This is a genomic window from Bradyrhizobium hipponense (assembly GCF_008123965.1).
In the GTDB taxonomy this organism is placed as follows: Bacteria; Pseudomonadota; Alphaproteobacteria; order Rhizobiales; family Xanthobacteraceae; genus Bradyrhizobium; species Bradyrhizobium hipponense.
Window position 1 is genome coordinate 1 of sequence record NZ_VSTH01000148.1, and the last position, 20,796, is coordinate 20,796.

Sequence of the window (20,796 nt, forward strand, 5' to 3'; positions counted from 1 at the left end):
AAAAGCAACTGTAATGCTAAGCCTCCGCTAGCGCTCCGACGGTATTGTGGAACGTTCTCAACCGGGAGGAGCGGCGGCATGGACGCTGCGGCGCTGGGATCCGGGCTCGATGCCGGGACCAAACTATTAAAGAAATTTGCTCGCTTCGCGCGCGGCCACGACACGCTGAGCGTGGCGGAGAAGGTCTACAGCATCGCCGGCTTCTTGGCGATCGTCACCACCTTCCTGCTCGTGATGTCGATCCAGACGGTGCGCCTGCAGACGACCTATCGTCACATGCACGCGTCCTCCGCCGAGGCGGCCATCAACGTCGGGCGCATCAACGCGCTGATCTACGCCATCGTGATGGAGTCGCGTGGCATCTACATGTCCGCCGATCGCGGCAGCGTGAAGCCGTTCGCGGACGGGCTGGTCCGGCGCAACCGCGAGCTCGCCGAAGCGGTGAAAAGTATGGAGCGGACCGTCGGCGACGACGCCGATCAATTCGCCACTTTCCGGCAGCGTATCGCGCAGTTCATCGGGTTTCGCCAGGAGCTGGTGCGGCGCGGGCTGGAGGTCAGTCCTGCCGCGGCGCGCGAATGGGGCGACAACGACGCCAACCGGACGCTGCGAAACAAGCTCAACAGCGATCTCGAGGCGCTCGAACGAATTTACAGGCGGCGCGCCAGCGAGGCGGACGAACTCGCCCACGAGAACCGCTAAGCCGCAGCCTATCTGTTCGCGCTCGGCCTCGCCGTGCTGCTGCTCGCGGCGCTGAACGTCGTCGTCATGCGAGGCTCGGTGGTCGGCGCACTGTCCGAGATCACGCAGGCGACCGACCGGATCGCCACCGGCGATATCAAGAGCGAGGTGCCGCATCGCGGCCGTCACGACGAGATCGGGCACCTGGCGCGCGCCGTGCAGAATTTCCGCGATGCGGTGGCGCGGATCTTCGAGCTCGAGGAGCTCGAGCTCGGCACCGCGCACGCGCGCGACGCGGCCAGGACCGAGCGGGACAAGTTCAACGACAAGTACCAGGCCAAGAAGTGGCAGCTCTCGGCTGCGATCAACAGCATGCCACAAGGCTTGATCATGCTCGACGGCAAGGCGGGCGTGGTCGCAATGAACGCCAACTACCGGAGAATCTATAATCTGCCCGAGACGATCCAGGCAGGATCGACGCTCGAGGATATCCTCCAGCATCGGGTCAAGAGCGGCCTGTTCAGCGGCGACGTCGCGAAATATGTCTCGGCGGTTCTCGACCGGATCGCCAGGCGCGAGCCGGCGACCTCCTAGATCACCTTGAATGACGGCCGCACCATCAAGATCTACGAGCGTCCGATGGACGGCGGCGGCTGGGTATCAGTGCAGGAGGACGTCACCGAACAGCGTCAGCGCCAGCGCATCCTCGAGCGGATGGAGCGTTTCCTCGCCACCATCATCGAGAATGTGGCGGAAGGCATCATCGCCAAGGATGCGCGCAATCTGCGCTACGTCTTCGTCAACAAGGCCGCCGAGAAGATGATCGGCATGTCGAGCGGCGAGATCATCGGCAAGACCGCGCGGGAATTGTTCTCCCCGGAGACGGCCGAATTGATCGAGCGGCGCGACCGGCAACTTCTCGCCCAGAAGCAGCAGCTCGAACCGATCGTCGATATCGTCGACAATCCCACGCGGGGACGCCGCGTGATCTCTGCCCGCCGGGTCCAAATCGGCGGCGCCGGCGAGGAGTCCCACATGTTCGTGACCATGGTCGAGGACCGAACCGAGACGATGGTGGCCGCCGCATAGATCGGCTGCGCCGGCAGACCAAGCGTCAGCTTCTCTCGGACTTGCGTGCTTTAATCGCACCGGCGACCTTCTCGTGTCCGGCGGCCCACAGCGCATGCTCGTCGCTGCCGTCCTGGTACGGATTGGCTCCGGCCGGAATGTTCTCGCTCGCGGCGCGTTCGCCCTCTGCAAAGGGATCGCGATCGGTCATCGTGATTTTGCCTTCCGGATTTGGGGCGCCGCATGATCGTGGCTGTTTCCTTGTTTTCAAGCGGAAGTGACGGGATTTGTTCCGGAACCGGTCTTGGCCGGGCCCGTTGACCGGCGAGGGAGACTTTCCCAAAGGAGAACTTGCGATGGCCGCATCGCATGCAATTGTTTCAATCAAGGCCTTGATCGTGATTTGCGGCATCGCCGCGATGCCGGTCGCATCGCTTGCCCAAGGCACTGGTAGCGCCGGCAGCACTGGTAGCATTGGTAGCACCGGCAGTACCGGTAGCACTGGCGGCTCCGCCGGATTGAGCGGCGGCGTTGCCAATTCTCCGGCGCCGCCACCCGGCACCAACAGCCTCGGCACCGCGCAGTCGTCCGGCCCGAACGCGGCGCGCGCGACCACCACCGACGGCGGGGCGGGTGCGGCCGCCGATGCGACCGTGAGTGAAGAGAACAGGCTGCTCGAGAAGAAGATGAAGAGCATCTGCCGCGGCTGCTGACGCTCGCGCGGAAGTGAGACAGGGTGGCTGTCAGAAGCGCCCGGGGGGCATTAGCTTGATCTTGCTTTGGAGCGTGGAGCGTGTCCACGCGGAGGATCAAGTGATGTTACGCAGGGTGATCATGGCGGCACTGGCCGTGGCGGCGGTCGGGCTGTCGGCGCCGCAGGCGGCCCAGGCGCGAGGGTTCGGACATGGTGGTGGCTGGGGCGGTGGCGGCTGGGGCCATGGCGGGCATGGCCATTGGCATGGCGGCGGCTTCTGGCCCGGTGTCGCGCTCGGTGCAGGTCTTCTTGGTGCAGGTCTTGGCGTAGGACTTGCCGGGGCCGGCTACTACGGCGGCTATGGCTATTACAGCTCCCCCTACTACGGCGATCCCTACTATTATGGTACCGGCTACGATGATGGTTATGGCGGCTGCTACGTCGTGCGCAAGCGCGTGATGACGCCTTCGGGATGGCGATTCCGCCGCGTCGACGTCTGCGAGTGAGGCGAATGCGCCGGCCGTACCCAGCAAAAAACAAGGCCGTTGACGCAATATACCGTCAACGACCTTGCCAGCCCCGGATATTGAAATCGGCTCACGCCATCCGGTAAGCCCAAGCATCGCTCGGAATCATACGGGTGAATGTGATCCAGTTCACAAGTCGAAAAAATTAAGTCGAAAGAAGGTCAGCCGCGCGACTAGCTCTGCTTGCGCACACTCGCGTGGACGCGGTGGCGCGCCGGTTTCCTACGGGTAACCGAGGGGGCCTCGGCCTCGGTGGCACGGGCGCTGGCAAAGGATTGCCGCAGGCCATCGATGGACTCGTTTAGAGTTGCGACCTGCTCCGAGAGGCGCTTGGTGTCGGCCTGCTGCAATGCGAGTAGCCGCTTCATCGTCTGGAGCTGGTCCTGGACGACCTGCAACTGGTCGATCGATTCCTGCTGGGTCGCCTCCAGCCCCTTGGTCTTTTCGACGAGCTGCTCGGAGGCCTGCGCGGTGCGGGCCTGGAGCTGTCGCGACGCCACCACCCGGTCGGCCTCCGGCGCGCTGCCGGTGTAGGCACGCCAGATCGCGATCGAGGTTACGCCAGCGATCAGGAGCACGAGGACCGCGGCGGTCAGCGCGATAGGCTGGCTACCGAGACGGGTGAGCGGATTGGAGGATGTATCCTCTGCGAGATCGATCATCGCTGACAAAGCCCAAATTTAAACTTGGAAAGTGGCGAAGACCGGCAATCCCCAAGGGGGCGGCCGGGATGTCCCGAAAACGTTACGTTTCGGCAAGGAATGGGACCAAAAAGAGGCCGAGAGCCGAAAAGGCCGGCCTGCCTCATCCCGGCAACCGAGAATCCAGCGCATGGTTCGCCAAAATCTCGCTCGTTCCGAATTCGGCATGTGCGCGAGCAGGGCTGCGCAACGGCGATCACACGTCGCGCAGCTTGGACCGCGATGTGACAGCCCCGGAATTCGCCGCGATAACTAGGGGCGAATGGCCTTCATCGAGGGCTGGATGGTGAGCCGATAGGCGACAAACGCGTTGCCGTCGAATGTCTCCAGCACCTCGCCACAGGCAGGACATCGATAGTCGCCCTTCGTCCCCGGTTGTGTCGCCAATTCGAGCCGGCGGAATCCTGCACCGCAGGCGGAACAGGTCACATCGTTCTTCTTCATGGAACCCCCGTGATTCCGGTGGCGTTACTCATACCAATGGTTGGGGCGAAACTTGGGTTGCGCTGATTGAGGACCGAAAAACAATCTCGTTGCAGCGTGATCGGCGCGGCTCAGGGCTGGAACGGCGACAACAACCCGGCATAGGTCTTCGCCCTCGGCGCCGCGTAAGGTCCGAGCCGGGAGGTCTTCAGGCCCAGCCGCACCAGTCCTTCCGAAAGCGTCACCGCGGCGGCGACGCCGTCGACCACGGGCAGGCCATGCTTGCCGGCGAGTTCGGCGGCAAGATCAGCCATGCCGGCGCAGCCGAGTACGATAGCCTCTGCACGGTCGTCGCGGATTGCTGCGGCGATCTCCGCAGAGATTTTGCCAAGTGCCTCGACGTTGCGCTCCTCGAGCGCTAGCACCGGCACCTCGGCGGCACGGACGCGGGCGCAGCGCTCGGCGAGGCCGTATTTGCGTAAGTTATGCTCGATCGGCACGATCGAGACACTGAGCGTCGTCACCACCGCAAAGCGCGCCGCGATCAGGCTCGCCATGTGGAAGGCGGCCTCGCCGATGCCGATCACCGGCGCCTTGGCCGCGGTGCGCGCCGCCTCGAGGCCGGTGTCGTCGAAGCAGGCGATGATGTGAGCGTCGGCACCGTCGCGGTCGGCCTCGCGGATGCAGCCGAGCATGCCGGGAACCGCAAAGGCCTCGTCGTAATAGCCTTCGATCGAAACCGGGCCCATCGTCGGCTGGCGCGCGTCGATCACCGTGCCGGGCAGTGCGGTCGCGCGCGCCGCAGCGGCGATCTTCGCCGTCATCGACGCCGTGGTGTTGGGATTGACGAGGTGAAGCCGCATCGGTTCAGACAAGCCCCTTGCCGGCGTCCGAGCCCTTCGCCGCCTGCCGCTTGTTCAGCATGTGGATAGTGCCGAGCGCAAGGGTGATCACCGCGAACGACACCGCCGAAATCACCGTGCCGAGCGCATAGATGTCCGGGTTCGTCACCGTGGTGGTGAGGCCCTGGAGATCGAGCGGCAATGTATTCACCGCCCCGATCGCCTGGCTGGAGCGCGCCAGTTCGTCCCAGGACAGCGTGAAGCCGAACAGCCCGATGCCGATCACGGAGGGCAGGATGATCGGCAGCACCACATGACGGAAGGCCTGCCACGGCGTCGCACCGAGATCGCGCGCAGCTTCCTCCAGGCGCGGATCGAAGCGGTTGAAGATCGCGAACATGATGAGCAGGCCGAATGGCAGCGTCCAGGTCAGGTGCGCGCCGAGGCCGGAGGTCAGCAGGCCCATCGAGGTCTCAAAGTTCTCGTTGAAGTAGCCCTTGATCAGGTCATCGATGATGCGGAATTCGAGCGAGATACCGAGCGAGGTGATGATCGACGGGACAATGAGGCTCGCGATCGCCGAATAGAACAGGATGCTCTGCGCCTTGAACTTCCTGCGGAACGCCATGCCAGCGGCGACCGAGAGCACGACGGTGACCACCATCACCACGACGCCGAGCAGCAGCGAGCGGCGGAAGGCGGCTCCGAGATCGACGATGCCGGTGCCCTGGAACAGTTTTGCCAGCCAGTAGGTCGACACCCCGTTCATCGGAAAGGTGAGGCCGCCCTGCGGCCCCTGGAACGACAGGATGTAGATCGCGATCATCGGCCCGTAAAGGAACAGCACATAGGCTGCGAAGAAGATCGCGAGCACATAGAAGCTGCGCGGGCGGCCCTCCGTCATCGTCTAGAGCTCCTTCCTGATGTCGACGATGCGCGACATCATGGTGATGATCAGGAAGGTGATCGCGAGCAGGATCACGGCATTGGCTGCGGCCGCTGGGAATTGCAGCGCGTTCACCCGCGTCTCGATGATCTTGCCGGCGGCGGCGATCTGCTGGCCTCCCATCACGCCGATGGTGATGAAATCGCCCATCACGATGGTGATGACGAAAATCGAGCCGATCACGATGCCGGGCTTGGCCAGCGGAATGACGACGTTGACCAGCGTCTGGAAGCCGGTCGCACCTGCATCATAGGCCGCCTCGATCAGCGCTTTGTCGATGCGCACCATCGAGTTGAAGATCGGCACCACCATGAAGAAGGTGAAGAGGTGCACCAGCGCCAGCACCACGGAGAATTCGGAGAACAGCAGCCATTCCAGCGGCTGGTTGATCAGCCCGGTCTTGACCAGTCCGGAGTTCACCAGGCCGTTGCGTCCCAGCAGCGGGATCCAGGCGATCATGCGGATGACGTTGGAGGTCCAGAACGGGATCGTGCAGAGCAGCGACAGTCCCATCTGCCAGGTCTTGGACTTGACGTGAAAGGCGAGGAAGTAGGCGACCCAGAATCCGATGAACAGCGTGATCGCCCAGACCAGGAAGCACAGCTTCAGCGTCATTACGTACGTTCGCCCGATCGTGCAGAGATCGGGGAGCTGCGCGATGCATCCTTCGAACGTGTCGGTGTAGCCGCGGCCGGAGAAGGCCGGCAGCAGTTGATATTCGTTGTAGTCCCAGAAGGAGACGATGACGACGAAGACCAGCGGAATCAGGAAGAAGGCGAGAAACACCAGCATCATCGGCCCGGCCTGGAGCCAGGAGACGAAGGAAGGCGACAGGCGCGCCGGTTTGGTCCGGCGCGCCATGCCCGATCCCCGGACGAGGTCCGGGGATGCCTGTTGCAGGATGTCCTCCGACGTATCCATCACGCGGCGATGAACTCGTTCCACTTGCGGACCATGTAGTCGTTCTCGTCCATCACGGCGTTCCAGCAGGCGACGCCGCCCATGCGGTCCTCGTAGGAGCCGCCGTCGCGCACCGCACCGGCCTTCTCGAGCAGCGAGCCGTCGGGCGCCTTGATGTCCTTCTCGGCCGGCTTGCCTTCCATCCAGTAGGCCCATTCGTAGGGCTCCATATGCGCCTTCGCGGTGGAGAGCACGGCAGAGTAGTAGCCTTGGCGGTTGAGATAGGCGCCGGCATAGCCGGACAGGAACCAGTTGACGAATTCATAGGCCCATTCGAGCTTGGCGCCCGACACGCCCTTGGAGACGCAGAAGCCCGAGGCCCAGGAGCGGTAGCCTTCCTTGAGCGGCTGGAAGGTGCAGGCAATCCCCATCGAGCGCACCTTGGTCACCGCAGGCGACCACATCGACTGGATCACCGTTTCGCCCGAGGCCATCAGGTTGACGCTCTCGTTGAAGTCCTTCCAGAACGCGCGGAACTGGCCGGCCTTCTTGGCCTCGGTCATCACCTTCATGGTGAGATCGATCTCTTCCTTGGTCATGTTGCCCTTGTCGGCATATTTGTACTTGCCGGTGGCTTCCACGACCATCGCAGCGTCCATGATGCCGATTGAAGGGATGTTGAGGATCGAGGCCTTGCCCTTGAATTCAGGGTTAAGCAGTTCAGCCCAGGAGCTAATCGGGCGCTTGATGATGTCGGGACGGATGCCGAGCGTGTCGGCGTTGTAGACGGTCGGGATCAGCGTAACGAATTCGGTCGCGGTCTTGGAGAAGGTCTTGGAGTCCTTGCCCTCGAGATAGAGCACCTTCCAGGGCGCGGTGCCCTGGTTGCCGATCTTCTTGCCGCCGGGTGTCTCGCCCTTGGTGAAGACGGGCGTGATGTTGCCGAATTCCTTGATCTTCTTGGCGTCGAGGGCAAGGATGTTGCCGGATGGCACCAGCTTCTTCAGCGAGAAATATTCGGTGTCCAGCACGTCGAAGGAGTTCGGCTGGGTCATCACGCGCTTGGTGACGTCGTCGGTGGTCGCGGTGATGTATTCGATCTTGATGCCGGTGTCCTTCAGGCACTGTTTCGAGATGTCGTCGCCCTCGTTCACGGCGGTGCCGAGATAGCGGAGCACCTTCGGCTCGGCCGACATCACGTAGGGAAAGCCGGTGATGGCGCCGGAGCCGGCGGCAAGGCCGGCGAGACCCGCGGTGCTTTTGAGTAGCGTACGGCGGCTGACGCCGGTCTTCCCAGTGGTCTTGGTCATATCGGTCACTCCTCTGTTGCACATTCTCAGAAACGGCGGGCGCTATTGCAGGCGCTGCGCCTTGGCAGGATCCCAGGTGGCCAGTACACGATCGCCCGGACGGAACGGGTGGACGTCGAAGGCGGCCTCGGGAAGGTGGGAGAACAGGGCGGTGCCGTCGTCGAGCGTGAGCGAGACGGCAATATAGGAGCCCTGGTACTCGGTCTGGGTCAGTAGCGCCGGCGCGCCGTACGCGCCGTCGACAAACGGCGAGATGCCGAGCTGATCGGCGCGCACGGCGATGAGATTGCCGGCGTCGCTGAGCACGTTGTGCCCGCCGATGAAGCGCGCCACGAATTCGGTACGGGGATGGTGGAAGATGTCGCGTGCCGAGCCCTGCTGCTCGATCTTGCCGTGGTTCATCACCACGATGTGGTCGGCGAGCGCCATCGCCTCTTCCTGGCCGTGGGTGACCTGGATGAAGCTGATGCCGAGCTCGCGCTGGAGCCGCTTCAGCTCGCCGCGCATCCTGACGCGCAGGAACGGATCGAGCGCGGACAGCGGCTCGTCGAGCAGGAGGATCTGCGGCTCGGTGATCAGTGCGCGGGCGAGCGCGACACGCTGCTGCTGGCCGCCCGAAAGCTGCGCCGGCAGCCGCGCGGCGTAGGGGGTCATCGCCACCAGCTCGAGCAGCTCGCCGGCCTTCCGGTGTCGCGTCTTGCGATCGATGCCGCGCATCTTCAGTGCGAAGGCGACGTTGTCGATCACGGTGAGATGCGGGAACAGCGCATAGGACTGGAACATCATCGCCGTGCCGCGTTCAGCCGGAGGCAGATCGGTGACGTTCTGAGGGCCAAGGATGATATCGCCCTCGCTGACCGCCTCGTGGCCGGCGATCATGCGCAAGGTCGAGGTCTTGCCGCAGCCGGAGGGACCGAGCAGGCAGCAATACATACCGGCCGGGATTTTCAGGTTGACGTTGTCGACCGCCAGCGTCGTGTCGTAGCGCTTGGTGACGGCGACCAGTTCGAGGGCTGCGGGAGTGGCCATGGCGTGTCCGAGGCGAGGGCGATGCGCGCCTCTCTCCGCAAGGTCCATGCCAATTGCCCGAGGCCGGCCAAATTCTCAAACATTGCAGCGGAGTCAGATCGTTAGATCGAATCCGGCGCAACTGGGCGGCTCGTCGCTTTCGCACTTGCGTGCACACAAAACAGGCGAAGATTGTATAAAGTTTCGCCTGTGATTGGATACAGCTGGTCGATTACCATTTGCGGTGACCTTTGCCGACTGAGCCTCTCGTCCATGGCCGCCAAGACTCGACCGAAGCCCGACACGCCGGACGCGAGCGATCGCGTCAGCCGGATCCGGGAGGGCGTGACCGCCGCGATCCTTGAGCATCGCCTTCTGCCCGGCACGAAGCTCGGCGAGGACGAGATCGGCGAGATTTATGGCGCGAGCCGCACGCTGGTGCGCACCGCGCTGCAGCAGCTCGTGCACGAGGGGATCGTCAGCATCGAGAAAAACCGCGGTGCCTTCGTGGCACGCCCCACACCTGCCGACGCGCGCGAAGTGTTCGAGGCGCGGCGGCTGATCGAGCCCACGATCGTCGATCACGCCTGTGACGCGGTCTCGCCGGCCTGGCTCGACCGCCTCCGCCGCCATCTCGCTGAAGAGCGCGAGGCGGAATTGCGCGGCGACGCCCGCGCCTCGGTCCGGCTCTCCGGCGAGTTTCACCGCCTCGTCGCCGAGATGTCCGGCCACAGCATCTATCTCGGCTTCCTGAAAGAGTTGATCGCGCGCTCCTCGCTCATCATCCTGCTCTACCGCCGCCACGACACCCCGGCTTGCGGCACCGATCATCATGCCGGGATCGTCGCCGCGATCCGCAAGCGCGACAAGGCGGCCGCACGCGAGCAGATGCTGTCGCATCTGACGGAGATCGAGGCCGAGCTGTTCCTGAAAGATCCCGCCGCCGACGAGATGCGGCTTGCGGATGTGCTTGGGGCCTGACACGCGCAGCTCGCGAGTCGCCAGGAAACCCCGTGACGGGGCCTGAGACCTGCGTCAACGGCTAAGTTCTGTTTCGGCAGCGAACTGTCCCTCAGGTGTAATCTCGTATTCGCCGCCTTGCGATCTCAGCCATCCGGACCTGACCATCTCCCGCGCAACCTGCACGGAGCAGATCGGGTGATTTCCCCCAGGGTAATACAGCCTGTCATTTCGCACCAACAGGTGACCGTACAGCTGAGCCTGGCGCAGTGCTCTGCGCATCCCGGGCGATGGGTTTTTCATATCCGTTCAAGCGCAAGCAAGCTGAAGGTTCCTAAAGGTCGCTGCGGCCTTCAATGACACCTCCTCAACAGGCGCGGCGAATAGGAACCCTATCCTGCCGGCATCGTTTGTTCTCTCAAGGAACAATGTCATGAACGTGCGGGACGAGCACACCCGATCGCCCTGGATGGATGTTTTGGTCGCCGATGCTCCGGCGCTGCCGTGCACGGTGGCCACAGACGTCGCGGTCATTGGCTCCGGAATTGCCGGGCTGTCGGTCGCCTATGAGCTTGCCAGTCATGGGCGTTCGGTCGTGGTGCTGGACCGCGGCCGCATTGGCAGCGGGATGACGGCGCGCACCACCGCGCATCTGGCGACGGCGCTCGACGACGGCTACGACGAACTGGCCAGGGTGCGCGGCGCTGATTGTGCGCGTCACTACTATCAGAGCGTTGCAGCCGCGATCGATCGCGCCGAGGCCATTCAGCACGCCGAGCGCATCGATTGCAATTTTCGGCGGTTGGACGGTTACTGGGTACTTGCGCCCGAGACACCTGCATCCGAGCTAGACGAGGAACTGAATTGCTGCCGCAAGCTCGGGATTCCCGTCGAAGACTGCATCGAGCCGACCCCGTTCCATGTCGAAGGTCTGGTGCGTTCGTTGCGCTTTGCGCGCCAGGCGCGTCTGCATCCGACCAAATATCTCGCCGGTCTCGCCCGCGCGATTCAGGGTCTGGGAGCGCGGCTCTACGCCGACACTTGTGTCGAAGGCATCCGCCAGCAGCATGACGACATGGTCGTGACGACCACCTCAGGCCACGAGGTCCGTGCAGCCGACGTGGTGGTCGCGACGAACTCGCCTGTCAACGTGCAAGTGGCGATCCATACCAAACAGGCACCTTACCGCACCTACGCGCTCGCCGCCAAGATCCCGGCCGGCGCGCTGGAGGATGCGCTCTATTGGGACACACTCGATCCCTATCACTATGTCCGGCTGCAGCCGTTCTCTGCCGGCGAGGATCTCGTGATCATCGGCGGAGAAGATCATAGGTCTGGCGAGGCGGACGATGGCGCGCAGCGCCTTGCCGCGCTCGAACGCTGGGCACGCGATCGTTTGCCGGACTTGCGCGAGGTCACTCATCGATGGTCAGGTCAGGTGCTGGAGCCCATCGATTTTGCCGGCTTCATTGGCCGCAGCCCCGGCGAGGAGCATCTCTTCATCGTCAGCGGCGATTCCGGGCAGGGCATCACCAACGGGCTTGTGGCCGGCATGTTGATTACGGATCTGATCACGACGGGCGCGAGCGCTTGGGAGGAGGTCTACGCCCCGTCACGGAGGATTCAGAAGAACATCGGCGAGTTCATCAGCGAGAACATCACTCCGCTGAAGAATCTTGCCGAATATCTGACAGCGAGCGAGATTGCGAGCGTCGAAGGGCTGCGGCCTGGAGAGGGGCGGCTTGTCCGCAGCGGACTGAAAAAGATCGCCGCTTGCCGGGACCGGGGCGGAAATCTGCATTTGCATTCGGCAAGTTGCACTCATCTCGGTTGCGTTGTGCACTGGAATTCGCTGGAGCAATGCTGGGATTGCCCGTGTCACGGCTCGCAGTTTGCGCCCGATGGCACCGCACTGAATGGCCCTGCGGTGTCACCGCTGACAGATGTCGAGAAACCGGCCAAGCTTGAAGCCGCAGCGTGACCGCCGCGACAGCGCGCGGCCGTATGGTTTCAATGCCGGAATCGTTACCAGGTCCGCAAGCGCGAGAAGCAGGCCGCCCGCGGCGGGCGGCGCCCCGATCCTATTGCGGCTCCAGCCCGAGAGTCTTGATCGACTCGAGCCAGACCGGCCCTTCCTTTGCGTAGAGCGCCACCGAGGATGCGCGATCCATTGCCGGCGAGTCGACACCGAAGGCTTCGAGCAGCTTCTGCACGCGCTCCGTCTTGCCGCCTTCGACCATCAGCTTGGCCAGCAGGTCGATCCGGTCTGCCGGTGTCGCAGCGGGCGCCACCAGCGCGGTAAAGCTGGTGAGCTGGAAGACATTGCCGGTGACCCCTTGCTCTACAAACGTCCTGGTTTCGGGCAGCTTCTTCATGCGCACCGGTGTCGGCACGGCGATCGGACGGCCGACGCCGGTATCGAGCACCGGAAGCGCGGCCTGATAGCTGCCGACCGCCGCCTGGATCACCCCGGCGGCAAAATCCTGCCACATCGGCGCTTCGCCGCGGTAATGCACGATGGAAATGTCGAGACCGAATTGCCGGTTGAGCTCGGCGATCGCAATGTGCGCGAACGAGCCGATACCGTAGGAACCGGCCGTGACCTTGTTGCGACGCGCATAGGCGACGAACTCTTCCAGCGTCTTTGCATTGGCGGCGGAATGGACCACCAACGGCAGATGTCCCGAAGGGGTCATCGCGACGATTGTGAAATCCTTGTCCGGATCATAGGCCAGCGATTTGAGCAGCAGCCGGTTACCGAGCAGGGTGGACGAGATCGTGTACATCAGCGTGTAGCCGTCCGGCGAAGAGTCCTTCACCAATTGCGCCGCCAGCGCGCCGCTGGCCCCGGTCTTGTTCTCGACGATGACGGGCTGGCCGAGTTTCTGAGAGATGTAATCGCCATAGGCACGGGCGAACGCATCGGTGATGCCGCCTGGCGGTGTGGAGACGACGATCCTGATTGCCCGGGTCGGCCAGGCTTCGGCCGAAGCCGTTTCAGCGGCGGCCAGCGTCAGGCATGCAATTGCGGCAGCCAGAATTCTTGCGGATGTCCACACCTCGGCGTCCCCCTTTTCCTTGCGTCATTGGGCAGCCGGCAGCCACCGGAACGAGATGTCACACGGGCCGGAGAGGGCGTCAAGAAATAGAGAGGCGTACGCCGTCCTCCGGGCTGACGGCTTCGCGAAGCATCATCACGTTCATGCTGGCGAACAGCCGGTCCTGGTTGATCGCCCGCAGGCCTCGAGGCCCCTGGACAGCGGGGCAGCCCCGCTGGACGCCTCCACCTTCACCTAGCCTGAGTGTGCCACTGTCCAGGCCGCTGACAACCCTGCCGCCTATGATCATGAAGAGCAGCAGGATCTACTAGAATATTCTCGTGCGCTGACGTGGGTGTGCTCGAACTCGCTGCTAACGCATGGTGCCCTGCAATTAAATCCGTTTCTAGTTCGAATCGTCCGCAGCAGGCTTTCTGCGCCGCAAGCTGGCCGCGATCTGAGAGATCGCAACATGCCTCGCCTGGCTTGTCACAATCTTGGGTCGATCGTCGGACGCGTGGCTTCTCAGCGTTTCCAGCACCAGAAAGAATTTTTCGGCTAGCATGGTCAAGCTCGCTGACGCCTTCATCTCGCCGATGGACGACGAGATTCGCCGTGAAATTCGACCACTTGCTGCGCCCGGTAGCAATTTAATTCGCATGTGCATGCCGGATTGTGACGAGCTTTGCCGGTTCCCGTCTCCAATGCTTTGTGTGAATGATCGCTCGCTGTGACCCAACGTTACTATTCATCGCGAAATGCTCCGGCTATATGGTGTCCCTTGTCATCAAACTGTCATGTCACCGTAAATGTTAAAGTCAGACGCAACGCCGTCCCACAAGACCCCGAGCGCGCGGGGCGGAACTCCTGTTCCGAAGGACAGCAAGAGGACGCAACATGCCGCCGGCTTCCTCAGGCAACGCGAACCCCGCGAGACCGGTGTGGGATCGACGCTCATTGCGGATGCTGTGGCTGATGAAACGGCGTCGCAAATCGCGACTTCTGCGCCGCAGCCGTCTCTGCCAAGCCTCGCCGCGTGTCCCGCGGGCGAGATCGAACTCAAGCTGCTCGTCGAAGCCGGTCGCATGCCGCATTTCGATGTCGCGCCGGTCATCGCGGCCAATGCGCGCAACAAGGGCACGCGCAGGCATCTGAAGTCCGTCTATTACGATACGCCGGAGCGGACGCTTCGGCGCAACGGCTTGAGCTTGCGCGTTCGCCAGAGCGGCGCGCGCTTCGTGCAGACCGCCAAGACCGACGCTGCGGACGATCCGCTCCGCCGCGGCGAGTGGGAGGCGAGCGTCCCGTCGTTTGCGCCGGATCTGGCCCTGGCGATGCCCTTCATTCCGGAGAAGCTTCGCGCCAATCTCGAAGCGCGGCCGCTCGAAGCTGTCTTCACGGCCGACATTCATCGCCATGCGCGTATCGTCGACCTGCCGTCCGGGACGGTCGAGATCGCCTTCGACCAGGGCCTCCTCACGGCGGGCGACCGATCGTTGCCTGTGAGCGAGATCGAGCTGGAGCTCAAGGGCGGCAGCGCCGGCGCGATCTACGAGATCGCGCTGCGGCTTGCGGAGCATGGGTCGGTGAAGCCCTCGATCCGCAGCAAGTCGGCGCGCGGCTTCGACCTTGCCGCCGGCACGCCGCCATCGGTAAGCCGGCCGCGAAAGCTTCGCCTCGACCCATCGGTCGCGCTCGACGAGGCCTTCGCGACGATCCTGCGGTCCTGCTTCCTTCATCTCATGCAGTCCCTGCCGGCCGCCGAAGACGGCCGCAATCCGGAAGGCGTGCATCAGCTTCGCGTCGCGCTGCGCCGGCTTCGATCGGTTCTCGATCTGATGCGATCGGCGGGCGCGCTCAGCAATCTCGACGCGCTGCGGTCGGAAGCAAGATGGCTGGCGCAGGATCTGTCCGCTGCGCGCGATTGGGACGTGTTCCAGCTCGCGACCTTGCCGGCAATTGCAAAGGCCTGTCCCACGGTTCCTGGCTTCGACGCATTGGAGCGCGCTGCGGCCGAGCGCCAGTCGGACGCCTACCGCAAGGCGCATCATGCGCTCGACGATCGCCGCTGTGCGCGTTTCCTGATCGGCCTCGGCGGCTGGATCGAAACGCGAGGCTGGCGCAACGACGTCGCCGCCGAAGATCTCGGCCTGCTCGCCGAGCCCGCCGTCAACTTCGCGGAGCGCATTCTCTCGGAGCAATATGCGAAGGTGCTCAAACGCGGCCGCCGCTTCAGGTCGCTCACTGTAGAAGAGTTGCACCGGGTGCGGCTCGCGACCAAGCGGCTGCGCTATCTCGGCGAGTTCCTGCTGCCGCTGTTCCCGGATCGCAAGTCCGCGAGAAGATTCTCGCGCAAGCTCGCCGGTTTGCAGGAGGAGCTTGGCGCCTTCAACGACATGGCGATCACGGCTTCACTGCTGGATGGCTTGGCTGCCGAAGCGCCGGACAGTGCCACCGCCGCGGCGGCGATCGTCGGTTGGCAGGCCCGCGCATCGGTCGAGGTCCAGCCGTCCTTGCGAAGCGCGTGGCGAGATTTTGCGGCCGTGCGCGTGCCGTGGTCGCGGCAAGCGCAGCAGGAGTGATCGCGCTCACGTCCTTAGAAAAAGTTGCGGCCAGCCATTGGGGGATGGCTGGCCGCGCGCGAACCGGTCTGGGACGGGGAGGGGTGGGGATGTGACCGGGTCGCGTATCTCTTCCTTGTTAACTACTGATCTCTCGCGCTGGCGGTGGAGACCGCCGGCTTGGTATCGCCGAGCGAGACCCAGACGTTGGGATCGCTCTGTGACTGGCGCTTGACGAAGCGGTAGCCGGTCTCCGTCCAGGCAACGACGCTCTCGTTCTGATTGTCGAGAACGAATTCGCCCTTGTCGGTCTTCACCGTCAGCACCGCATGCCCTTCGCCCTTCTTGTCGCGCACGACGGTGATGAGCAGGGCCTCGCGCGGCCATCCGGCATCGATCAGCATCTTGCGCTTCAACAGCACGTAGTCTTCACAGTCGCCGTAGCCATCTGACGGCAGCGACCACTTCTCGATCACGCCCCAGTGCTCCTGGTCGGTCAAAGGCTTCACGGTCTCGTTGACCCAGCGATTGACCTTGACGAGGTCGCGCCATGCAGCCTGCGACATCACGATGTCGCGCGGCTGCGTCGACCCGCCCTGACACTGAGCGGCATTGTCCGAACAAAACTCGACCCAGCCGATCGGCGCGCGCGTGGTGTCGCCAAGGCTCGCGTAGAGCAGTCGGCTCTCGCCGGCCTGCGCTGTCGCGCCGATCCCGAAGAGCATGGCGGCAAGCGCCAGCCCTTTTCCTCGTCCCCTGAAATCGAACATCGTGGCCCCCGTTTCTTGTTGGGACCACATTTCGCACGGAGCTTTTGAGTTGCCGCTAAGTCAGCCAAGTCAAGTCGAGACGAATGCAAGTAAAACGAGCCGCGAATTCGATCTATACTTGAATATAATTTGAGTAAAATTCGATATGACTGCAATCGATTCAAATTGTAGGGATTAACGACGGAAACATCTGCGGAACCGGTGTTTCCATGCGTCGGGGGGCCACGCGTTAACCCGCTTAAGGCGTCTCGCGAAGCATGAAAAAGGCGGCGTCCGCATCGCGGAGGCCGCCTTAGGGCTGAAAAAACAGCGCGTTTCGGGCGCTGGCGCTTTACCGCGCGGTAACGCTCTCTTCGAGAGTCTCGATCGGCTGCGAGTGCGTGAACTCGAGCGCGAAGCCGTCTTCGAGGTTTCGGACGACGCGGCCCTGGACCCGGCCGAGAAAAACCGTCGACTTCAGCGGGGGGCGGTTCTCCGCGGCAATCGCCGCGCCGGACAGCGAAAGGTCGATGATGCGGCAGGTCATCTTGGTGCCGTCTTCGAGCGTCAGCACCGCGATCGGGTTGCGCGGCACGATACGGTCGTGGCGGCGGTCCTCCGGCAGGTTGAGGATGTCGCGGTTGGCAAGCCAGGTCAGCTGTGCGGCGAGCTTGTCGCGCTTGCGGGGCGTCGCCCCGACCGTCATGGCGAAACCGTTGTCGATGATCCGGGTGATCTTGCCCTCGACCCGGCCGATATGGTCGAGATAGGCCACCACGCGGTCGCCGACATTGCCGATGCCCGGCGCCAGCAGCGCCAGCCCGCCCGGCGACATGTTGATCACCTGGCAGGGGAATTCGCGGCGGTCCGGCAACATGTAGCGGCCGAGCAGGTGAACTTTCACCCGCTGGAAACGCCGACGTTCCTCGGCGGCCGGAAGAAATTTTTTGTTCGCCAACGCCATTTTCACTACCCGACCCCCCGCCCGGGCGGAGTCCGGGACGACCCTAAGGTGCATAGGGTTAACGCTGCGTTATGATTTCGCGCGCTGGTTACGTACAGACACAATGCGCTCGAAAAGCGACATCAACGGCGGGCAGGCGAGCACGGTCAGCGCGCCGAGGTCGAGCGCGACCGCGGCACTCCCGGCGGATTTGGCGAGCCGCCCCGCCACGGCCGGACCGACCATCATCGCGGCATAGAACAGCGTATAGAACACGCCCATGCCGATCGCCCTTGTCTCCGGCGCCAGCACGCGGGCCGCAAGGCTCATGATCGGACCGGCCGGAAGGCCGCCGATCAGGCCGATCAGGACGAGAATCGCGATCACCGCGTCCGTTCGCGGCAGCCAGGCCAGCAGCACGGCGACCATAAGGCTCGTCGCAATCGCCAGCGTAAGCGGCCGCCGCCGGGTGCGGTCTGCCAGAAACCCGCCAGCCGGCACCGACACCACCGACAGCCACATCACGAGGCTGATCGCCGAGCCGGCCGCGGCAATGCTCCAGCCGCGCTCGGCCAGCAGCGTGGGGCCGAACGAGAAGATCATGGCGAAGCCGACGTTATAGAGGCCCCAGATCGCGCCCGCGACGATCACCGCCAGCAGGGCCAGGGGATCAAGACGCGCCGAACCGGCCGCGCCGGTCGTCGTTGTCGGCGGCGGCTGGTAGAACGTGATCAGCACCATGCCGATCGCGGTCAATGCGCCGGCCGCGAGGAACACGGCGCCCGCGCCATAGGCGGTGCCGATCGCTGGCAGCACCAGCAGCGAGATCGCGACGCCTGCCGGCCAGGAGTTGACGAAGATCGCCATCGCGGTTGCGATTTCCTTGCCGGCAAACCAGTCGGTGCCCATCTTGGTCAGCTGCACCGTCAGCAGCACGCCGCCGGCGCCGGAGGCGAGTCGGCCCGCCATCTGCCAGCCCCACAAATCCGTCGTGGCCATGAGCAGGCTGCCGGCCGTCATCAGCAGTAGCGCCACAATGGTCGTAGGCTTGTCGCCGAGGGTCCGGCCGATCGCGCCGCCCGGCAGCGCCAGCACGATGCCCGGCGTAAAATAGAGCCCGATCAGGATGCCGATATCGGCAAGGCCCACGCCAAAGGCCTGTTGCAGCAGCGGCGCGACCGCGGCCACGCTCTGGAACTGGAAGCGATGGTGAGGCGAACTACGAACAGGATCGCAAGAATGCCCCAGCGATTGCGCAACGCCTTATCCCCCCAGCCGCCGCGGCGAGCGTGCGGTGGCAAGACGCCGGAGTCAACCGGCTCAGTCGCAAGCCTGCGCCGTTACGCCTTCTTCGCCGCGCGCCGATGCAGATGAGCGAAGCGATTTCCGGAGCGACCTAGCCGATCTTGCCGTGAACATAGGCCTCCACCTGTTCGACAAGATGATCGAGCGTGCTGCTTGCAGTATCGAGTACAAGATGCTCTCGATCCCACTGTTCATAGTGGCGATTCACTATTTCGTTCCAGCCTGGCAGTTCATGACCGCTGATGTCGGGGGAGCGGCCTTCCGCTCGCCGCCGGTGGATAGTCAAGTCCCTGCAGACCAATTCAATCTCGACGATATGTGCCGAGCTTTGCAAGGCGGTCTGTCGCCAGCCAATGCGGCTTGCCTGCACTGGATTGACGCAGTCGACAACAACGGTGTGGCGGAGCTTGAGATTTTCGGCGGCAAGGACGTTGGCTATGGCATACCCTTGTATGCCGACGGCGAGGCCTGCATTCCGCAAGCTCTGTTCAATGGTGTCGATCCGAAGATACGTCGCCGCAAGCCGCATCGCTAATTCGCGGCAGACCGTCGTTTTGCCGGTGCCGGGAAGGCCGCCAAATACGATCAATGCCGGTGGCCGAAGGCTTGTCATGTCTCACGATCGGTTATCATTCCGAGGTTTGCAACGCTCGTTTTCGATCTCGGCCATGCGGACGTGGATCCGGACGCAGATGCCCCGGCCCGGAGAAGTCCCGTAGCCCGGATGGAGCGTAAGCGTAATCCGGGACTGCCTGTCCCGCATTCCGCGTTGCTTCATGCGGGCTACAAGACCGTGGCTTGGCAGCACCACGCATCTCACATACGCTTCCCTTCAGCCCGCACCAATCAATCATAACAAGCAGGCACTGAGGACACACCATGGAGCACATCCGCGTCTGCACCCACGCGGGGCCGGGCAGCGAGCCCGTCATCCGCAGCGTGCCGTGGCCGAAGGTCGGCCGGAAGGGAGCGCTGATCAAGATCGGCGCCTGCGGGGTCTGCGGCACCGACCTGCACATTCTCAAGGGCCATTGGCCAAAGCCCTTGCCCTGGCCATTCACGCTCGGCCATGAGCTCGGCGGAATCATCGTCGAATGCGGCGACGAGTTCACCGAAGACTTCATGAGCAAGCCGCTGAAGGTCGGATCGAAGGTGATGATCCCACCGCTGATGCCTTGCGGCCGCTGCTATTACTGCATCCACTATCCGCAAACCGCCAACAAATGCCTGACGCCGGTCTATTACGGCCGCTATACCGGCTTCGATAAACCACCCCACATGTGGGGCGGCTGGGCCGAATATGTCTATGTCGATCTCGACATGCTGCCGGGCACCAAGATCTACAAACTGCCCGATGACATGTCGCTGCGGCTGGGCGCGCTGTCGGAGCCGCTGACCTCCTGCATCCGCGCCTTCAACCGCGCCAGCCGTGCCGGCAGTTTTTCCTGGGGCGACACGGTGGTGATCCAGGGCTCCGGTCCGATCGGCATTCTCGCGGTCGCCGCTGCGCAGGAGATGGGGGCAGGGCGGGTGATCTGCGTCGGTGCGCCGGAGGAGCCGCGATTGAAACTTGCGCGCGAGTTCGGCGCGGAGGCGACGGTGAACATTGACGAGCTGAAATCGCCCGAGGCGCGCATCGCGCGCGTGCGCGAGATCATAGGCGGCTTCGGCGCCGATCTGGTGATGGATTGCTCGGGCCATCCGACCGCCGGCCCCGAAGGCATCGAGATGCTGCGCGACGGCGGCACCTATGTCGAGATGGGCCAGTTTACCGATGCCGGCTCGATCGAGACCTCCTGGCATCGCATCTGCACCAAGGACCTCAACGTGCTCGGCTCCTGGGGCTTTACCGGCAACGATCTGCCGCTCGGAGTCGACATGCTCTACCGCACCCGCGACAACTTCCCTTGGACGAAGATGCAGACGATCTATCCGTTCACGGAAGCGGGCGTCGCGCAGGCGGTGAGTGATGCGATGGCAATGAAGACGGTGAAGTCGACGATCGTGCCGTGGCCGGAATTGGTGGAATAGGTGATGTCGTCCATCACCCACGATCTCGCAGCATTTCTAGTCGACACCAAGCGGCAGTGGCGGTTTGTTGCGATAAGTCTCGTGGGCTTGTAGATCCTATGGGTGGCAG

General features: G+C 63.6%; 19 protein-coding genes and 1 pseudogene. 7 read left to right on the plus strand and 13 right to left on the minus strand.

The window, feature by feature from the left end; genetic code table 11:
- The first annotated feature begins 78 nt into the window (after positions 1-78).
- Both FXV83_RS44455 and FXV83_RS45230 read left to right on the plus strand, forming a co-directional pair.
- Positions 79-702, plus strand: a complete 624-nt coding sequence (locus FXV83_RS44455; RefSeq protein ID WP_235940407.1) for a hypothetical protein — start codon at positions 79-81, stop codon at positions 700-702.
- A 66-nt stretch (positions 703-768) separates the two neighbouring features.
- A pseudogene (locus FXV83_RS45230) lies at positions 769-1,770 on the plus strand (PAS-domain containing protein).
- A 25-nt stretch (positions 1,771-1,795) separates the two neighbouring features.
- Here the strand turns inward: FXV83_RS45230 and FXV83_RS45235 are convergent.
- Positions 1,796-2,446 (minus strand): hypothetical protein, encoded by a 651-nt coding sequence (locus tag FXV83_RS45235; protein WP_187436386.1) that lies wholly within the window; start codon positions 2,444-2,446, stop codon positions 1,796-1,798.
- A 119-nt stretch (positions 2,447-2,565) separates the two neighbouring features.
- Between FXV83_RS45235 and FXV83_RS35075 the strand changes: the two genes are divergently transcribed.
- Positions 2,566-2,949, plus strand: coding sequence for a hypothetical protein (locus tag FXV83_RS35075; RefSeq protein WP_148744120.1), 384 nt, complete (start codon positions 2,566-2,568; stop codon positions 2,947-2,949).
- A 194-nt stretch (positions 2,950-3,143) separates the two neighbouring features.
- On the opposite strand, the gene FXV83_RS35080 is transcribed toward FXV83_RS35075, so the two are convergent.
- From FXV83_RS35080 to FXV83_RS35110, 7 genes are all read right to left on the minus strand, one after another.
- Positions 3,144-3,632, minus strand: a complete 489-nt coding sequence (locus tag FXV83_RS35080) for a hypothetical protein (protein WP_148744121.1) — start codon at positions 3,630-3,632, stop codon at positions 3,144-3,146.
- A gap of 291 nt (positions 3,633-3,923) precedes the next feature.
- On the minus strand, positions 3,924-4,115 hold the full coding sequence (locus FXV83_RS35085) for a hypothetical protein (RefSeq protein WP_148744122.1): 192 nt from the start codon (positions 4,113-4,115) through the stop codon (positions 3,924-3,926).
- Positions 4,116-4,225: 110 nt separating this feature from the next.
- Positions 4,226-4,957 (minus strand): aspartate/glutamate racemase family protein, encoded by a 732-nt coding sequence (locus tag FXV83_RS35090; protein ID WP_148744135.1) that lies wholly within the window; start codon positions 4,955-4,957, stop codon positions 4,226-4,228.
- Between the two features lie 4 nt (positions 4,958-4,961).
- Positions 4,962-5,840, minus strand: coding sequence for an ABC transporter permease (locus tag FXV83_RS35095; RefSeq protein ID WP_148744123.1), 879 nt, complete (start codon positions 5,838-5,840; stop codon positions 4,962-4,964).
- A 3-nt stretch (positions 5,841-5,843) separates the two neighbouring features.
- Complete coding sequence (locus FXV83_RS35100; protein WP_148744136.1) at positions 5,844-6,803, minus strand: ABC transporter permease; 960 nt, start codon at positions 6,801-6,803, stop codon at positions 5,844-5,846.
- Positions 6,803-8,092 (minus strand): ABC transporter substrate-binding protein, encoded by a 1,290-nt coding sequence (locus FXV83_RS35105; RefSeq protein ID WP_187436383.1) that lies wholly within the window; start codon positions 8,090-8,092, stop codon positions 6,803-6,805. Before FXV83_RS35105 ends, FXV83_RS35100 begins: the two co-directional genes overlap by 1 nt.
- Before the next feature lie 42 nt (positions 8,093-8,134).
- Positions 8,135-9,121: an ABC transporter ATP-binding protein gene (locus FXV83_RS35110; RefSeq protein WP_148744125.1), complete on the minus strand. Its 987-nt coding sequence runs from the start codon at positions 9,119-9,121 to the stop codon at positions 8,135-8,137.
- A 252-nt stretch (positions 9,122-9,373) separates the two neighbouring features.
- On the opposite strand from FXV83_RS35110, the gene FXV83_RS35115 reads away from it, so the two are divergent.
- Both FXV83_RS35115 and FXV83_RS35125 read left to right on the plus strand, forming a co-directional pair.
- Positions 9,374-10,081, plus strand: coding sequence for a GntR family transcriptional regulator (locus tag FXV83_RS35115; RefSeq protein ID WP_148744126.1), 708 nt, complete (start codon positions 9,374-9,376; stop codon positions 10,079-10,081).
- 412 nt (positions 10,082-10,493) lie between these two features.
- The gene (locus FXV83_RS35125) at positions 10,494-12,041 is read left to right on the plus strand and encodes an FAD-dependent oxidoreductase (protein WP_187436384.1); all 1,548 of its coding nucleotides are present in this window, start codon (positions 10,494-10,496) and stop codon (positions 12,039-12,041) included.
- Positions 12,042-12,141: 100 nt separating this feature from the next.
- Here FXV83_RS35125 and FXV83_RS35130 read toward each other — a convergent pair whose 3' ends face one another.
- Complete coding sequence (locus FXV83_RS35130; RefSeq protein ID WP_148744128.1) at positions 12,142-13,119, minus strand: Bug family tripartite tricarboxylate transporter substrate binding protein; 978 nt, start codon at positions 13,117-13,119, stop codon at positions 12,142-12,144.
- Positions 13,120-13,907: 788 nt separating this feature from the next.
- Here FXV83_RS35130 and FXV83_RS35140 point away from each other — a divergent pair.
- On the plus strand, positions 13,908-15,680 hold the full coding sequence (locus tag FXV83_RS35140) for a CYTH and CHAD domain-containing protein (RefSeq protein WP_148744130.1): 1,773 nt from the start codon (positions 13,908-13,910) through the stop codon (positions 15,678-15,680).
- 122 nt (positions 15,681-15,802) lie between these two features.
- Here FXV83_RS35140 and FXV83_RS35145 read toward each other — a convergent pair whose 3' ends face one another.
- The 4 genes from FXV83_RS35145 to FXV83_RS35160 all read right to left on the minus strand — a co-directional run bounded on the left by FXV83_RS35145 (position 15,803) and on the right by FXV83_RS35160 (position 19,269).
- The gene (locus FXV83_RS35145) at positions 15,803-16,429 is read right to left on the minus strand and encodes a transglutaminase-like cysteine peptidase (RefSeq protein WP_187436385.1); all 627 of its coding nucleotides are present in this window, start codon (positions 16,427-16,429) and stop codon (positions 15,803-15,805) included.
- A gap of 331 nt (positions 16,430-16,760) precedes the next feature.
- Positions 16,761-17,372, minus strand: coding sequence for a PilZ domain-containing protein (locus FXV83_RS35150; RefSeq protein ID WP_148744132.1), 612 nt, complete (start codon positions 17,370-17,372; stop codon positions 16,761-16,763).
- Between the two features lie 69 nt (positions 17,373-17,441).
- Positions 17,442-18,539 (minus strand): MFS transporter, encoded by a 1,098-nt coding sequence (locus FXV83_RS35155; protein WP_235940409.1) that lies wholly within the window; start codon positions 18,537-18,539, stop codon positions 17,442-17,444.
- Positions 18,540-18,747: 208 nt separating this feature from the next.
- A complete protein-coding gene (locus tag FXV83_RS35160) occupies positions 18,748-19,269 on the minus strand; it encodes a P-loop nucleotide/nucleoside kinase family protein (protein WP_148744133.1) in 522 nt (173 codons plus the stop codon).
- A gap of 266 nt (positions 19,270-19,535) precedes the next feature.
- On the opposite strand from FXV83_RS35160, the gene FXV83_RS35165 reads away from it, so the two are divergent.
- Positions 19,536-20,687: a zinc-binding dehydrogenase gene (locus FXV83_RS35165; RefSeq protein ID WP_148744134.1), complete on the plus strand. Its 1,152-nt coding sequence runs from the start codon at positions 19,536-19,538 to the stop codon at positions 20,685-20,687.
- Positions 20,688-20,796: the final 109 nt, after the last annotated feature.

Bases quoted from the DNA above. Each gene is read 5' to 3' on its own strand.
- FXV83_RS35140 (WP_148744130.1), top strand. From the start codon at position 13,908: ATGTTAAAGTCAGACGCAACGCCGTCCCACAAGACCCCGAGCGCGCGG.
- FXV83_RS35080 (WP_148744121.1), bottom strand. From the start codon at position 3,632: ATGATCGATCTCGCAGAGGATACATCCTCCAATCCGCTCACCCGTCTC.
- FXV83_RS35110 (WP_148744125.1), bottom strand. From the start codon at position 9,121: ATGGCCACTCCCGCAGCCCTCGAACTGGTCGCCGTCACCAAGCGCTAC.
- FXV83_RS44455 (WP_235940407.1), top strand. From the start codon at position 79: ATGGACGCTGCGGCGCTGGGATCCGGGCTCGATGCCGGGACCAAACTA.
- FXV83_RS45235 (WP_187436386.1), bottom strand. From the start codon at position 2,446: ATGCTCTTCATCTTCTTCTCGAGCAGCCTGTTCTCTTCACTCACGGTC.
- FXV83_RS35115 (WP_148744126.1), top strand. From the start codon at position 9,374: ATGGCCGCCAAGACTCGACCGAAGCCCGACACGCCGGACGCGAGCGAT.
- FXV83_RS35085 (WP_148744122.1), bottom strand. From the start codon at position 4,115: ATGAAGAAGAACGATGTGACCTGTTCCGCCTGCGGTGCAGGATTCCGC.
- FXV83_RS35075 (WP_148744120.1), top strand. From the start codon at position 2,566: ATGTTACGCAGGGTGATCATGGCGGCACTGGCCGTGGCGGCGGTCGGG.
- FXV83_RS35160 (WP_148744133.1), bottom strand. From the start codon at position 19,269: ATGACAAGCCTTCGGCCACCGGCATTGATCGTATTTGGCGGCCTTCCC.
- FXV83_RS35105 (WP_187436383.1), bottom strand. From the start codon at position 8,092: ATGACCAAGACCACTGGGAAGACCGGCGTCAGCCGCCGTACGCTACTC.
- FXV83_RS35095 (WP_148744123.1), bottom strand. From the start codon at position 5,840: ATGACGGAGGGCCGCCCGCGCAGCTTCTATGTGCTCGCGATCTTCTTC.
- FXV83_RS35100 (WP_148744136.1), bottom strand. From the start codon at position 6,803: ATGGATACGTCGGAGGACATCCTGCAACAGGCATCCCCGGACCTCGTC.
- FXV83_RS35150 (WP_148744132.1), bottom strand. From the start codon at position 17,372: ATGGCGTTGGCGAACAAAAAATTTCTTCCGGCCGCCGAGGAACGTCGG.
- FXV83_RS35165 (WP_148744134.1), top strand. From the start codon at position 19,536: ATGGAGCACATCCGCGTCTGCACCCACGCGGGGCCGGGCAGCGAGCCC.
- FXV83_RS35090 (WP_148744135.1), bottom strand. From the start codon at position 4,957: ATGCGGCTTCACCTCGTCAATCCCAACACCACGGCGTCGATGACGGCG.
- FXV83_RS35125 (WP_187436384.1), top strand. From the start codon at position 10,494: ATGAACGTGCGGGACGAGCACACCCGATCGCCCTGGATGGATGTTTTG.
- FXV83_RS35145 (WP_187436385.1), bottom strand. From the start codon at position 16,429: ATGTTCGATTTCAGGGGACGAGGAAAAGGGCTGGCGCTTGCCGCCATG.